This is a genomic window from Frondihabitans sp. 762G35, from assembly GCF_002074055.1.
In the GTDB taxonomy this organism is placed as follows: Bacteria; Actinomycetota; Actinomycetes; order Actinomycetales; family Microbacteriaceae; genus Frondihabitans.
Map to the genome: position 1 here is coordinate 2,386,061 of NZ_CP014619.1, position 13,811 is coordinate 2,399,871.

A 13,811-nucleotide genomic window follows, 5' to 3' on the forward strand; every position below is an offset into this window, starting at 1 on the left:
GCCGTCTCCGGGCGGCCGTCTCCGGCGCGGCTCAGTAGCTGGTGTTGCGGACCGGCGCCCCCAGGGGCCGCGTGCCCAGCGGCACCGGCTGATGCACGAACGCGGCGACGCCGAGCTTCGACACCGACCAGCCGAGGAGCACCACGAGGAGCACGTTGCGCGCGGCGAGCACCGTCACCACGACGGGGTTGAGCGCGATGAGCGCGAAGTAGAACGACGGGAAGACGATCGTCGTCAGCGCGGCGATGACCAGCAGCAGGATCGCCGGGACCTTCCAGTCGGGCGGACGGATCACGAGCCCGACCGCGACGATCGGCGTCAGCCACAGCATGTACTGCGGCGACCCGACCTTGTTGAACACGATGAACGCCGTGGCGAGGCTGAGAGCGCCCACGAGCACGAGATCGACCTCGCGGCCCATCGGATGCACGGAGGCCGCCAGGCGGCGCGTGGCGACCGCCAGGAGCACGACGAGGGCCGCCATCACCAGGAGCATCACGGTGGTGCCGTTCTCGATCAGCCAGCGGTCGCCGGGACCGGTGACCTCCTCGGTGACGAGGTGGCTGTCGTGGAAGACGCTCGCGCCCGGCACCCGGAACATCGTCATCCAGACCCAGGGCGTCGCGAGCGGCGCCTCCAGCTGGAGCGGACGACCGTTCTGCGCGTTCACGAAGCTGGCCAGGGACGAGCCGCCGCCGCCGAGCACGACGATCAGCGTGACTCCTGCGCTCACCAGGGCGCCCATGGCGATGACGATCCAGCGCTTGGTGGACACGACCGCGATCGACACGATCACGGCGGCCGGCCAGACCTTCACCCAGGTGGCCGCGGCCAGCAGGAGCCCGGCCGCACGGGGCCGCGTCGCCAGGAAGAGCAGCGCCACCACGACCGCCGGCGCGGTCAGCCCCTCGAGGCGGAGCAGGTCGACCGGGGCGAGGATCGCCACCGTGAGGACCCACCAGCCGGCGGCCGTCTGATCGCGGACCTTCCGCCCCCAGCGGATGAGCGCCCAGAGGGCCGCGGCGTTGGCGGCGCCGATCATCACGAACCAGACGACCTCGTAGAGGTCGTTCCCCAGGATCCGCGGCAGGACGACCGGAACGATGGCGCCGGCCGGGTAGACCCAGTCGAACGAGAAGACCGGCCACAGGCCGCCGACGACGGCCTCCGTGGCCCAGGAGCTGTAGACCGGCAGGTCGCCCGCCAGCTGCCCGTCGAGGAGCATCGGCAGGGCGAGGAGGAACACGGTGACGTGGATCAGCACGAGACCCGCCCAGAGGGCCCGGGGCTCCTGCCGCAGCCGGTGCCAGGTCGCGCGCAACGCCCCCTGACGGTTTCGACGGGAACGGACGAGCACGTCCCCGAGCATAGACAATGCGCGCCGCTCGCCGGGGCAGCGGAGTTAACCCCGCGTTCACGGAGCCGATCTACGTTTCGTGCACACGCTGCGAAAATCGCTCGCGGCGGCATCCCCGGGGGGCACTCGCAGTGGACGTTCTGGTCACGGTCATCCTTGTCATCGTCGTCGCGCTGATCTTCGACTTCACCAACGGCTTCCACGACACGGCCAACGCGATGGCGACCTCCGTCGCGACCGGCGCGTTGAAGCCACGGACGGCCGTGATCATCTCGGCGGTGCTGAATCTCGTCGGCGCGTTCCTGTCGACGGAGGTGGCGAAGACGGTGTCGAGCGGCATCATCCGCGAGGGGCAGGGCGGCATCGAGATCACCCCGACGATGATCTTCGCCGGGCTCGTCGGCGCCGTCCTCTGGAATCTCCTCACCTGGTACCTCGGGCTGCCCTCCTCCTCGACCCACGCGCTCTTCGGCGGACTCATCGGAGCGGCCGTGATCGGCGCCGGCGTCGGCTCGGTCGACTTCTCCGTCGTCCTGTCGAAGGTCGTCGTCCCGGCCGTCGCCTCGCCGCTCGTCGCGGGGGCCGTGGCACTCATCGCCACCTTCGCCGCCTATCGGATCACCCGGAACGCGAGGGCCCGCGGCTCCGAGGCCGGCTTCCGCCACGGCCAGACCGTCTCGGCCTCGCTGGTCTCCCTCGCCCACGGCACCAACGACGCGCAGAAGACCATGGGCGTCATCACGCTGACCCTCATCGCCGCCGGCTACCAGGGAACCGGGACGGGCCCGGCCCTCTGGGTGATCCTCGCCTGCGGCCTCGCGATCGGCCTCGGCACCTACGTCGGCGGGTGGCGGATCATGAAGACCGTCGGGAAGAACATCACGGACGTGCAGTCGCCCCAGGGCTTCGCGGCGGAGACCTCGTCCGCGGCCACGATCCTCCTGTCGTCCCACCTGGGATTCGCCCTGTCGACGACGCAGGTCACCTCCGGTTCCGTCATCGGAGCCGGCCTCGGCAAACGCCTCGCCGTCGTCCACTGGGGCGTGGTCGGCAAGATCGCGACGGGGTGGCTCGTGACGCTCCCCGCCGCCGCCCTCGTGGGCGGGGTCGCGGCGTGGCTCGCCTCGACCAGCACCGCGGGGCTCATCGCGGTCGCCGCTCTCGCCCTGGCCGGCGGGCTGACGTTCTACGTCCTCGCGAGACGGAAGCCGATCACCGCGGGCGACGTCGCGGGAGCGCAGGACGACCGCGAACCGGTCGGAGCCACGACCGGCGGGGCGGTGCGCTGATGTTCCTCGGAGTGAACTGGGGCGCCTTCGTGGTGGTCTTCCTCGTGGCCCTCGCGGCCACCGCCGCCGTGGTGGTCTTCTACTCGGTGGGCCTCCGACTCCTGTCGAACGGTCGGCTCGCGGACGAGGCCCCCGCGCCGCGGCCCCTCGCGCGGACGGTCGGCGGGTGGGCCTGCATCGCCGTGGGAGCGGCCGCCGTCCTGTACGCGCTCTACCTCGTCATCCCGCAGTTCCACGGCTGACGCACCGGCGTCGCACGATGTCGCGTTCCGTGCGCGATGTGACGTCTCGACGTGACATCGCGCACGGAACGTGACACGGTGACCGCGGTTACAGGCCGCGCGCCAGCCGGTAGTAGGCGGCGTTCCACCGCACCTCGCGGCGGAACTCCCGCAGCGTGGTGCTCTCGTCGATGATCAGGAGCTCGGTCGCGGCCATGAGGGCGAAGTCCTCGAAGGCCTCGAGACCGACGGCGGTCGACATGACGGTGTGGTGCGCGGCTCCTGCGGTCAGCCAGGCCTCGGCGGAGACGGCGAACGAGGGGCGCGGCTCCCACACGGCGCGGCCGACGGGGAGGTTGGGGAGATCCTCGTCGGGCTCGACCACGTCCACGACGTTCGCCGTGAGACGGAAGCGGTCGCGCATGTCGGAGAGCGCCACGACGACGGCCGGGCCGGGGTCGGCCGTGAAGACCAGACGCACGGGGTCGTCCTTGCCACCGATGCCGAGGGCGTGGATCTCGAGGGAGGCGCGCTTCGACGACAGCGTGGGGCTGACCTCCAGCATGTGCGCGCCGAGGATCTTCTCCTGGCCGGGCACAAGATCGTAGGTGTAGTCCTCCATGAGGCTCGCGCCACCGGGGAGCCCGGCGCCCATGACGTTGGCCGCGCGGACGAGGATCGCCGTCTTCCAGTCGCCCTCGGCGCCGAAGCCGTAGCCCTCGGCCATGAGCCGCTGCACGGCGAGGCCGGGGAGCTGCTTGAGCGACCCGAGATCCTCGAAGTTCGTCGTGAAGGCGCCGAAGCCCCCCTCCTCGAGGAACGAGCGCAGTCCCAGCTCGATCGCGGCGCCGTCGCGCAGCGACTGGTGCCGCTCGCCGCCGGGCAGCAGGGCGGGGACGACGTCGTAGGAGTCGACGTAGACCTGGACGAGGGCGTCCACATCGGCGTCGGTCGCGGCGTCGACCGCCGCGGCGAGCTCGTTGACGCCCCAGGTGTTGACCGAGACGCCGAAGACGTGCTCGGCCTCGGTCTTGTCTCCCTCGGTGACGGCGACGTTCCGCATGTTGTCGCCGAAGCGGGCGAGCTTCAGGCTGCGGACGGCGGCGAAACCCGCGGCGGCCCGGATCCAGGTGCCGATCTGGCCGACGACCCGCGGGTCGGACACGTGACCGACGACGGTCTTGCGCGCCACTCCCAGGCGCGACTGGATGTAGCCGAACTCCCGGTCGCCGTGGGCGGCCTGGTTGAGGTTCATGAAGTCGAAGTCGATCTCGGCCCAGGGCAGGTCGACGTTCGCCTGGGTGTGGAAGTGCAGGAGCGGCTTCTGCAGCGCGTCGAGACCCTTGATCCACATCTTGGCCGGGCTGAAGGTGTGCATCCAGGCGGTCACGCCGATGACGTCGTCGCGGTCGTTGACCTCGAGGGCGAGGCGGCGGATGGCGTCGGAGTCGGTGAGCACCGGCTTCCAGACGACCTTCACCGGGATGCCGTCGGACGCGTCGAGGGCGTCGGCGATGGCGCGCGACTGCTCGGCGACCTGGCGGAGGGTCTCCTCGCCGTAGAGCCCCTGGGAGCCGGTGAGGAACCAGACCTCGTAGTGGTCGAGGGTCGTGTCGAGCGTGGTCACTTCTGGACTCCTTCTTCGGTCGGCGTCGGTGCCTGACCATAGACGTTCTGATAGCGGTCGAAGAGAGCGTCGATGCTCTCCTGCGGGATGGGGAGGGGTTCCCCGAGCTGCTTCGCGAGATGGACGGTGCGGGCGACGTCCTCGGCCATGACCGCGGCCTTCACGGCGTCCTTGGCGTCCTTCCCGATGGTGAAGACTCCGTGGTTCTGCATGAGCACGGCCCGCGAGCGGTGCCCCCGGAGGGTCGCGACGATGCCGCGACCGATTGAGTCGTCGCCGATGATGGCGAACGGCCCGACCGGGATCTCGCCGCCGAACTCGTCGGCCATCGCCGTGATGACGCAGGGGATGCTCTCGCCGCGCGCGGCCCACGCCGTGGCGTAGGTGGAGTGCGTGTGCACCACTCCCCCGACCTCGGGCATGTTCCGGTACACGAAGGCGTGGGCGGCTGTGTCGGACGACGGCGACCGCTCGCTGCCCGGCGTCCCCGCGACGACGGCGCCGTCGAGATCGCAGAGGATCTGGTTCTCGGGCGCCAGGTCGTCGTAGGAGACGCCGCTCGGCTTGATCACGAAGAGGTCGGCTCCGGGGACCCGGCCCGAGACGTTGCCGCCCGTCCAGACGACGAGGCCGTAGCGCGTCAGCTCGGCGTGGAGCCGGGCGACGTCGGCACGGGTGCGCTCGATGGCGCGCTCGACCTCCGGGGCGAACGTGGGGGGCGTCGTGCTCACGGTCGAGCTCCTTCTTCGGGGGTTGTGGTGGTGGAGGCCGTGGGAGTCGCCCCGGCGGCGGCCCGCTGGAGCGGAAGGGCCTCCCGGTACCGGTCGAGGTAGGCCGCGAACCCGTCGAGGTCGCGCGGGGTCGGCTCGGCGACGACGGGCGCCGCGGAGGTGAAGACCTCGGCGTCCAGGAACTCCGCGAGCGACAGGGTGTCGGCCCTCTCGAGGTAGGCGGCGAGGACGGCCGCACCCCAGGCTCCGCCCTCGGAGGCGGTGCTCTCGACGGCGACCGGCACGCGCAGCGCGGCGGCCAGGAGTTGCTGGGCGGCACCCGGGGTCCGGAACAGACCGCCGTGGGCCAGGATCCGCTCGACCCGGACGTCCTCGTCGGCGAGCGCCTCCATCCCGATGCTCAGGGTCGCGAACGCGGCGTAGAGCTCGGAGCGGATCAGGTTGCCGAGCGTGAAGCGGCTCTCGGGCGTGCGGATCAGCAGAGGACGACCGTCGTCGACCCCGGTGACGGTCTCCCCGGCCAGGTAGTTGTAGGCGACCAGTCCGCCGGCATCGGGCTCGCTCGCGAGCGCCTCGCCGAGGAGGGTGGCGTACACGTCGTCCATCGGGGTCTCGTTGCCGGAGGCCTCCGCGAAGCGTCCGAAGACGCGCGCCCAGGCGGCGAGCTCGCTCATGCCGTTGTTGCAGTGCACCATGGCGACCGCGTCGCCGGCGGGAGTCGCGACGACGTCGATCTCCGGGTGCAGCTTCTCGAGGGGCTTCTCGAGCACCACCATCGCGAAGATGCTCGTCCCGACGCTGACGTTGCCGGTGCGCTTCTCGGTCGACTTCGTCGCCACCATGCCGGTGCCGGCGTCGCCCTCCGGCGGGCAGAAGCGGGCTCCCGGACGCAGGGTGCCCGTCGGGTCGAGAAGCGCCGCACCCTCTGCGGTGAGGGTTCCGGCATCCTGCCCGGCCACGAGGACCTCGGGCAGGAGCTCGGCGAGCGCCGGGACCGACCCGCCGAGGAGACCCTGCGTGATCCCGAGGAGGCGGGCGTCGTAGTCGTGCGTCGCCGGATCGACGGGGAACATGCCCGACGCGTCGCCCACGCCGAGCACCGCGCGGCCCGTGAGCGCGTGGTGGACGTAGCCGGCGAGCGTGGTGAGCGACGCGATCTCGCGGACGTGGGGCTCCTCGTCGAGGACGGCCTGGGAGAGGTGCGCGATCGACCAGCGCAGCGGGACGGCGAAGTCGAGGGCGGCGCTGAGCCGCTCGGCCGCGGGACCCGTCGACGTGTTGCGCCAGGTGCGGAACGGAACGAGCAGCTCGCCGTCCGCGCCGAGGGCGAGGTAGCCGTGCATCATCGCCGAGATGCCGATCGCGGCGAACGTCTCGGGGACGACCCCGAACTCCGACTTCACGGCGCTCACGAGGTCGGCGTAGCAGGCCTGGAGGCCGGACCGGATCGCCTCGATCGAGTAGGTCCAGCGACCGTCGACGTACTCGTTCTCCCACTCGTGGCTGCCGGACGCGATCGTCGTCGCGCTCTCGTCGATCAGGCAGGCCTTGATGCGGGTCGAGCCGAACTCGATGCCGAGGATCGCGCGACCCTCCGCGATCGACCGACCGCGGTCGGCTCCTTGCGCGGGTGTGGTCATGATGACGTCCTTGTCGTGGCGGAACGGAACCCGCTCATTCTGTCATGTGAGCGCTCACTTCCGAAAGCGCGAATCGCCGCCTCGGTCTCGCGGAGAACGCCCCGGCGGTGACTCAATATCTCGACGACATATTGTGGACGTATGCATTCCGAGAACGCCCCCACGTCATCGATCGACCTGAATCGCCTCTTGGACACCTGCACGGCGAGACTCGACGATCCGTCCACGCGCGTCCGCGCGTTCGCAATCGAGACGGAGCGGGAGCGAGGGATCTGCGTCGACACGGATCGTTCCGAGGCGGTCGACGAGACGACGTTCGTGTGGGTCGGTCACGGATCTCACCCGGATCCCGAGAGGGCATTCGCCGACTTCGACGCGGTCGTCGCGAGTTGCGCGACCTTCGACCGCCGTCGATTCTTCGAACGACTCGCAATCGCGGACCGGGCGATCCCCACCCCGTCCGAGACGGAAGCCCCACTCCTCCGGGGTCGCGACGACATCGTCCCGATGGCGCTCCACGAGGTCCGAGGCGGTCACCCCGCCTGGGTGGGATCGACCGACGGCGCCGTCGTCGTCCTGCGCCTCCTCCGAGGTCCGGCGTCGCGATCGACCATCACCGTCTCGGAACTCGACGATCCGCTCGATCCGGTCCGCCTCTGGCGTCGACGAGTCCTCCGGAGCTGGAATCTATGACATATTGATGTTTCACGTGTTGATCTCGTCTGCCTTGGGAGCCTCCATTGCCTCTTTTCTCGTCCGTCGTCGCGACCACTGCCATCGCCGCGACATCGACGGTCTTCCCTGCGAACCACTCCGGACCGGACCTCGGCGCAACAGTCGTCGAACGTGCCGCGATCACAGTGCCCCTGGTCGCTGAGTGCGCGCGGGTGACCGCGGAAGGGCGCCGGCTCCTGCAGAGACAGGGCATCACGGCCTGCGAGCCCGACGCGCGCGGAGTGGTCAGTGGCAATTGCGGGACGTCGACTGTGTACGTCGACAAGCTCGCCAGCGGTCGCGGACGAGTCAGCTGGGCTTTGTTCGCAGGGGCGGGAAGCACGATGGTCGGCCGCAACATCACCATCACGTGGGGTCCGGCAGGAGGCGGTCAGTTCTGGGATCTCAGCCCCATGGGTTCCCTCTCCTACTCCAACAGCCGTCAGATCTATGGCTCGGGCCGATTCTCCGCGTCGATCCAGGGGTCCGTGACGATGGTCGGCAAGTACCTCTCCTGCAGCATCCCTCGTCACCAGACCAACACGGTCACCCTCTAGGTCACGTGTGTCAAAGGGGGGGGCGATGCAGGCCCGCGTCAGCGGGGGCGGGTCGAGTCGCGGACGACGAGCGTCGGGGCGAGCAGGGCACCCGAAGCGGCGCGATCGGGGGCGCCGAGCAGGCCCTCGAGCGTCGCCATGATCTGCCGGCCGAGGGCGGCGAAGTCCTGGCGCACGGTGGTGAGCGGCGGGATGAAGTGCGCCGCCTCCGGGATGTCGTCGAAGCCGACGACGCTCACCCGGTCGGGCACGGCGATCCCGCACTCGGCGAACGCGTGGAGCAGCCCGAGCGCCATCTGATCGTTCGCGCAGAACACCGCGGTCACGTCGTCGCGGGCGGCGAGCTCGAGCCCCACGCGGTAGCCACTGTCGGGCCGCCAGTCGCCGCGGAAGGGCTCGCGAACCTCGAACCCGCGACTCTCCAGCACGGAACGCCAGCCCCGCTCGCGCTCGCGCGCGTCGGTCCAGTCGACGGGACCGCCGACGTGGGCGATCTCCGTGTGGCCGAGCGCGACGAGATGCTCCGTCGCGAGGACCGCCCCCGCGAACTGGTCGAGGGAGACGGCGACGAGGCCGTCGTGCTCGCCGCTGTCCGCCGTGACGAGCGGCACGGAGATGTCGACCGTCTGCACGGCCTCGATCGCCGCGGAATCCGGGGCGATCAGCACGATCGCCTCGACGTTCTGACCGAGGAGCGCGTCGATCGCACGGCGCATGTCGGTCCGCAGGATCTCGCGGTTCGACTCCGGCAGGGTCGCGATCGACACCTGGTAGCCGGCCTGCCTCGCCGCCCCCTCGAACCCCTGCATGATGCTCGACGGGCCGAAGAGCGGTCCGCCGGCGGAGATCAGCCCGAGGGCCCGGGTCTTACGGCTGGCGAGAGCGCGGGCGGCGGCGCTCGGCCGGTAGTTCAGCTTGGCGATGGCGGCGTCGACGCGCGCTCTCGTGGCGGGGCGTACGTTCGTGTCGCCGTTGACGACGCGCGACACGGTCTGGTGAGACACGCCCGCCTCGGACGCGACGTCGAAGATGTTCGCCACAGGGGCTGAGTCTAGTGAGGCGACGGCCCGCGGTCAGCGCCCGAGGAGCGCGTCGATCTCGTCGCTCCGGGGCGATTCGGCCGGGCCGAGGCGTGTCACGGCGAGGGCCGCCGCGGCGTTCGCCCGCCGGGCGGCGGCGATCGGGTCGTCCCCGCGGGAGAGAGCGGCCGCGAGGACGCCGAGATGGGCGTCGCCGGCCCCGGTCGTGTCCACCGCCACGACGTCAAATCCCCGCACGTGCACCGCACGCCGCCCACCCGACGCGGAGCCCCGCGACGCGTCGACGACCCAGCAGCCGCGGGGCCCGTCGCGCACCACGACGACGGTCGAGCGTCGCGCCGCGATCGCCGTCGCGGCCAGCGCCTCGGAGGCTCGAGCGGGCGACTCCTGCCCCGTCATCAGGCGCGCCTCGCGAGCGTTCGCGGTGACGACGTCCGCGCGCGCCAGGATCGCCGCGAGGGTCCCCGACGGCAGGCTCGCCACGAGCGGCGACGGGTCGACGATCACGGTGACGCCCTCGGCGAGGGAGGCGACCCACCCCGGCAGTGCGAGCGCATTCGCAGGATGCCCGAGCGAGTACCCCGAGACGGCCACGACGTCGCCCCACCGCACCTCGACCCCGTCCAGCGCCGCCCGCGTCAGCCGCCCCTCGGCTCCGGGCACCGTGACGAAGGTCCGCTCCGCCCCGGCGTCGACCAGTCCGATGGCGTAGCCGGTGTCGACGCCCGGCACGGTCGGCCCGAGGCAGGGGATGCCGTGCCCGTCGAGGGCCGCCCGGACGACGTCGGCGACCGGTCCGGTTCCGAGGGCGCCCGCGTAGACGGCGGGGAGGCCGTCGCGCACGGCCGCCACGAGCGTGTTGACGGCGCCGCCGGCGAGGATCCGCGAGGACGACGCCAGGACGTCGCCTCCCCGTTCCGGGAGCGCGTCGATCTCGAGGACGAGGTCGGCGATGGCGTTGCCGACGTGGATCAGGCGGGCGGGACCCGTCACGCCTCGCCGCCCTCGCGGAGCCGGAGAGCCAGGAGCCCGTCGACGACGGGGCCGAGGTCGAGGCCGTTGACTCGGGTGACGGTGTAGACCGCGGCTCCCGGCCACGCGGCCTGCCCGTGGACGGCGCCGAGGACGGCACCGGCCATCGCCGCGATGGTGTCCGTGTCGCCGCCGACGGAGGCCGCGTCGCCGAGGGTGACCCACGGATCCTGCTCGAGGGCGGCGAGGCCCAGGGCGGCGACCACCGACTCCTGCGAGGCCACCGAAGTGCCGACGACCTCGAAGAGGGCGTCGAGCCGTTCGTCGGCGGGCACGCGCGGGAGCCACTCGCGCACCCAGACGAGTCGGGAGGCGATGTCGCCGCCCGAGACCCAGGTTCCGCGTCGGGCACCGAGCCGGGCCGCCTCGACGGCGAGGTCGAGAGCCTCGTCGACGGTGGCGCCGTCGAGGCCCGCGCTGATCGCCGCGGCGACGGCCGAGGCGCCCGCGATGCCGAGGCCGGTGTTGTGCGTGAGGGCGGACGCCGCCTCGACGGCGTCGACCAGGGCGTCGAGGTCACCGGAGGGGGTCGCGATGCCGACGGGGGCGATGCGCATGGCCGCCCCGTTCGTGGTCCCGCCGGAGCCCGCCTCCTCGACGGGGACGCCCTCGAGGAGCCGCTGCACGGCGGCCCGGGTGCTGGGACCGAGGAGGTCGAGGGAGCCGCGCTCGAGCATCCTGCGCTCCCACTCGACGAGCCGCCGGGCGAACACCTCGGGGTCGACCCGGCCGTCGCCCTCCAGCAGCACGTCGGCGAGGAGGAGCGCCTGCTCGGTGTCGTCGGTGACCGTGCCCGCGCGCATCCCGGCGGCGATCCGCTGGTGGGGCCCGGCGTCGAGGAAGGCGGTCACGCGCCCGTGGTCGCTCCGGATGGTGTCGAGCGACAGCGACTGCGTCGGCATCCCCAGGGCGTCACCGAGGGCGAGGCCCACGAGCGACGCCCGCGCCCGGTCGGAGAGCGACGTCGCACCGGTCATGGCCCCATCGTGGCATCGTTGTCCCCGGCGCGACAGGAGATGTCGGCTGGAGCGCCTGGATGCGCAGCCGAGCGCCCAGACCGATGCCGGGAGGCGACCGTGGAACGACCGCCGGACGCCGTCCCCGTCGACGACGTCGTCCGCGAGCTGCGCGCCGCCGGCTCCGTCTTCGCCGAGGAGGAGGCCGCGCTGCTGCTCGACGAAGCCCGGGACGACCGCGACCTGCGCAGGATGCTCGACCGCCGCGTCGCCGGAGTCCCGCTCGAGCACGTCCTCGGCTGGGCCGAGTTCCACGGCCAGCGCATCCGGGTGACCGACGGCGTGTTCGTGCCCCGCCGTCGCACCGCCCTCCTCGTGGAGACGGCGCTGGGCCTCGCCCCGAGGCGTGCGCTCGACCTCTGCTGCGGCTCCGGAGCGGTCGGCCGCGCCCTCGAGGTCGCGCTCCCGGGCTGCGAGGTCTGGGCCGCCGACCTCTCCCCCGCGGCCGTCGCCTGCGCCCGGACAAATCTCTCCCGTCCCGACCGCGTCGTCGCCGGCGACCTCTACGCGGCCCTGCCCGAGGCCCTCCGCGGCACGTTCGACGTCGTCGTCGCGAACGCCCCGTATGTCCCGACCGCGGAGCTCGACTTCCTCCCGCAGGATGCCCGGCTCCACGAACCCGCCTCGGCCCTCGACGGCGGCTCCGACGGGCTCGATCTCCAGCGCCGGGTGGCGTCGGGGGCCCGGGAGTGGCTCCGGCCCGGCGGGTCGCTCCTGGTGGAGACGAGCGTGCGGCAGGCGGAGGCGAGCCGGCAGGCGATGGAGGCGGCGGGGCTCCGGGCGGGCATCCTGCGGTCGGAGGAGCTCGACGCCACCGTCGCGGTCGGGGTATATCCGCTGTCCCCCTGATTGGGGGCATGTCGCATCGGCGTTACGCGGCTGTGCTGGCGTTCGAGCGGGAGGCGACTTGTAGGCTGGCCTGCGCGATTGTCTTTTCCCCAAACCCGAATGGTGGCCCATGGACCCGCACGACTACCTGCACGCTCTCAAGAAGAGTTGGATCGTCATCGTCGCCCTCGTCGTGGTGGGCTTCGTCGTCGGATTCGGCGCGTCGCACGCGCAGCCGGACAGCTACCGCGCGACCAGCAGCGTCTTCGTGTCGTCGTCTCAGGGGACGGCCTCCGACCAGCTGCTGCAGGGATCGTCGTTCAGCCTCGCCCAGGTCCAGTCGTACGCGCAGCTCGCCACCACCCCCGCGGTCCTCGAGCCCGTCATCGCCGACCTCGGCCTCGACGTGACGCCCGCCCAGCTGGCGACCCGCGTGACCGCGTCCGTGCCGCTCAACACCGTCATCATCGACATCACCGCGACCGACGCGTCGCCGAAGCAGGCCGCCGCCATCTCGAACGCGGTCAGCTCGTCGCTCCGCACGGTCACGACCGACCTCACCCCCCAGACCACCTCCGGCTCCGGCGTCGTGTCGCTGTCGATCGTCGCCCCCGCGACCACCCCGACCGTGCCGGCCGGCCCCAACCGCCACCTGATCGAGCTCCTCGCCGCACTCGTCGGCCTCGTCGTCGGCGTGATCTACGCGGTCACCCGCTTCACCCTCGACACGCGCCTGCGCAGCGCCTCGGACGTGGCGAAGCTCACCACCGCGCCGGTGCTCGGCACGGTCCAGCGCCTCGCCCACGGCGCCCCGTACGGCCTGGCCCTGCGCGACCAGCCCGAGTCCGCTTCCGCGGAGGACGTCCGCCGCATCCGCACCACCCTCCAGTTCGCGGTCGCAGGAGCCCCGGCGACCTCCCTCACGGTGGTCTCGGCGCGCCCCGGCGACGGCCGCACCGCGTTCGCCCTGGATCTCGCCCTCGCCGCGGCGGAGCGCTCCGCCCGGGTCCTCGTCATCGACGCCGACCTGCGCTCCGGCGGCCTCGCCGCCCTGGCCCGGACCGAGGGATCGGCCGGTCTCACGACCGTCCTCGACGGCACTCAGACCCTCGCCGACGCCGTGACCGAGGTGCAGCGGGGCGTCTTCGTCCTCCCCGCGGGCCAGCTGTCGCAGGCCCCGAGCCTCGCCCTCGGCTCCCCGGCGTTCGCGTCGCTCCTCGAGGACGCCCGCAAGCACTACGACCTCGTCATCGTCGACACCCCGGCCCTCCAGCCGTACGCCGACGCGCTGTCGGTCGTCGGACACACCGACGGCGCCGTCGTCGTCGCGGCCGCGAAGTCGACGAACCGGGCGCAGCTCTCCTCGACCCTCTCCGCTCTCGAGGGCGTCGCGGCCCCCGTGCTCGGCGTCGTCGTGACCAAGGGGGCACCCGAGGCCCACGCTCACGCACCGGCCCGCTCGCACGCGGCTGCGGCCGCGCCCGCCGCCGCCGGTGCGCAGGCGTCGGTCACGGCGCACGCGGCTCACGCCGCCGAGGCCGCCGCCGACGCCGCGGAGGCGCCGGGCGCGTCCGTCGCCGCGACGGACGAGGACGCCGACACGAACACGGACACGGACACGACGTCGACCGACGCCGACGACACCCCCACCGCCGCCGCCTCCGCGACGCCGCCCCGACGTCCCGGACAGCGACCGACCAGCGCCCGTCCCGCGGCGCGCGGCACCAAGCGCTAGCCGCTCTCTCGGGCCCGCCTCGAC

Annotated in this window: 13 protein-coding genes; 6 read left to right on the forward strand and 7 right to left on the reverse strand. The window is 72.3% G+C overall.

What is annotated here, in order from left to right; all coding sequences use genetic code 11:
- Positions 1-31 precede the first annotated feature (31 nt).
- Positions 32-1,357 carry a glycosyltransferase 87 family protein gene (locus AS850_RS11370; protein WP_164088439.1) on the reverse strand — a complete coding sequence of 442 codons (1,326 nt, stop codon included), beginning with the start codon at positions 1,355-1,357 and terminating at the stop codon, positions 32-34.
- Positions 1,358-1,488: 131 nt separating this feature from the next.
- Here AS850_RS11370 and AS850_RS11375 point away from each other — a divergent pair, with 131 nt between their 5' ends.
- Positions 1,489-2,646: an inorganic phosphate transporter gene (locus tag AS850_RS11375; RefSeq protein ID WP_119869224.1), complete on the forward strand. Its 1,158-nt coding sequence runs from the start codon at positions 1,489-1,491 to the stop codon at positions 2,644-2,646.
- Entirely contained in the window at positions 2,646-2,888 is a 243-nt protein-coding gene (locus AS850_RS11380) for a hypothetical protein (RefSeq protein ID WP_119869225.1), read from the forward strand. The genes AS850_RS11375 and AS850_RS11380 overlap by 1 nt, the downstream gene beginning before the upstream one ends.
- Before the next feature lie 88 nt (positions 2,889-2,976).
- On the opposite strand, the gene araA is transcribed toward AS850_RS11380, so the two are convergent.
- Genes araA through AS850_RS11395 form a run of 3 tightly spaced genes read right to left on the reverse strand, consistent with a single transcriptional unit; the run spans position 2,977 to position 6,865 of the window.
- Positions 2,977-4,494 carry an L-arabinose isomerase gene (araA, locus tag AS850_RS11385; RefSeq protein WP_119869226.1) on the reverse strand — a complete coding sequence of 506 codons (1,518 nt, stop codon included), beginning with the start codon at positions 4,492-4,494 and terminating at the stop codon, positions 2,977-2,979.
- The gene (locus AS850_RS11390) at positions 4,491-5,225 is read right to left on the reverse strand and encodes an L-ribulose-5-phosphate 4-epimerase (protein WP_119869227.1); all 735 of its coding nucleotides are present in this window, start codon (positions 5,223-5,225) and stop codon (positions 4,491-4,493) included. Before AS850_RS11390 ends, araA begins: the two co-directional genes overlap by 4 nt.
- Positions 5,222-6,865, reverse strand: a complete 1,644-nt coding sequence (locus AS850_RS11395) for an FGGY-family carbohydrate kinase (protein WP_119869228.1) — start codon at positions 6,863-6,865, stop codon at positions 5,222-5,224. Before AS850_RS11395 ends, AS850_RS11390 begins: the two co-directional genes overlap by 4 nt.
- 141 nt (positions 6,866-7,006) lie before the next feature.
- Between AS850_RS11395 and AS850_RS11400 the strand changes: the two genes are divergently transcribed.
- Together AS850_RS11400 and AS850_RS11405 are read left to right on the forward strand one after the other, a co-directional pair.
- Positions 7,007-7,558, forward strand: a complete 552-nt coding sequence (locus AS850_RS11400) for a hypothetical protein (RefSeq protein WP_119869229.1) — start codon at positions 7,007-7,009, stop codon at positions 7,556-7,558.
- Between the two features lie 293 nt (positions 7,559-7,851).
- Positions 7,852-8,136, forward strand: a complete 285-nt coding sequence (locus AS850_RS11405) for a hypothetical protein (RefSeq protein WP_123955495.1) — start codon at positions 7,852-7,854, stop codon at positions 8,134-8,136.
- Between the two features lie 38 nt (positions 8,137-8,174).
- Here AS850_RS11405 and AS850_RS11410 read toward each other — a convergent pair whose 3' ends face one another.
- The 3 genes from AS850_RS11410 to AS850_RS11420 are packed head-to-tail and all read right to left on the reverse strand — an operon-like array spanning position 8,175 to position 11,185.
- Entirely contained in the window at positions 8,175-9,176 is a 1,002-nt protein-coding gene (locus AS850_RS11410) for a LacI family DNA-binding transcriptional regulator (RefSeq protein ID WP_119869231.1), read from the reverse strand.
- A 33-nt stretch (positions 9,177-9,209) separates the two neighbouring features.
- On the reverse strand, positions 9,210-10,169 hold the full coding sequence (locus tag AS850_RS11415; RefSeq protein ID WP_119869232.1) for a PfkB family carbohydrate kinase: 960 nt from the start codon (positions 10,167-10,169) through the stop codon (positions 9,210-9,212).
- Positions 10,166-11,185: an ADP-ribosylglycohydrolase family protein gene (locus AS850_RS11420; protein WP_119869233.1), complete on the reverse strand. Its 1,020-nt coding sequence runs from the start codon at positions 11,183-11,185 to the stop codon at positions 10,166-10,168. The genes AS850_RS11415 and AS850_RS11420 overlap by 4 nt, the downstream gene beginning before the upstream one ends.
- Before the next feature lie 99 nt (positions 11,186-11,284).
- Between AS850_RS11420 and AS850_RS11425 the strand changes: the two genes are divergently transcribed.
- Together AS850_RS11425 and AS850_RS11430 are read left to right on the forward strand one after the other, a co-directional pair.
- Positions 11,285-12,073, forward strand: a complete 789-nt coding sequence (locus tag AS850_RS11425) for a putative protein N(5)-glutamine methyltransferase (protein WP_236940693.1) — start codon at positions 11,285-11,287, stop codon at positions 12,071-12,073.
- A gap of 109 nt (positions 12,074-12,182) precedes the next feature.
- Entirely contained in the window at positions 12,183-13,787 is a 1,605-nt protein-coding gene (locus AS850_RS11430) for a polysaccharide biosynthesis tyrosine autokinase (RefSeq protein ID WP_119869235.1), read from the forward strand.
- The last annotated feature ends 24 nt before the right edge of the window (positions 13,788-13,811 follow it).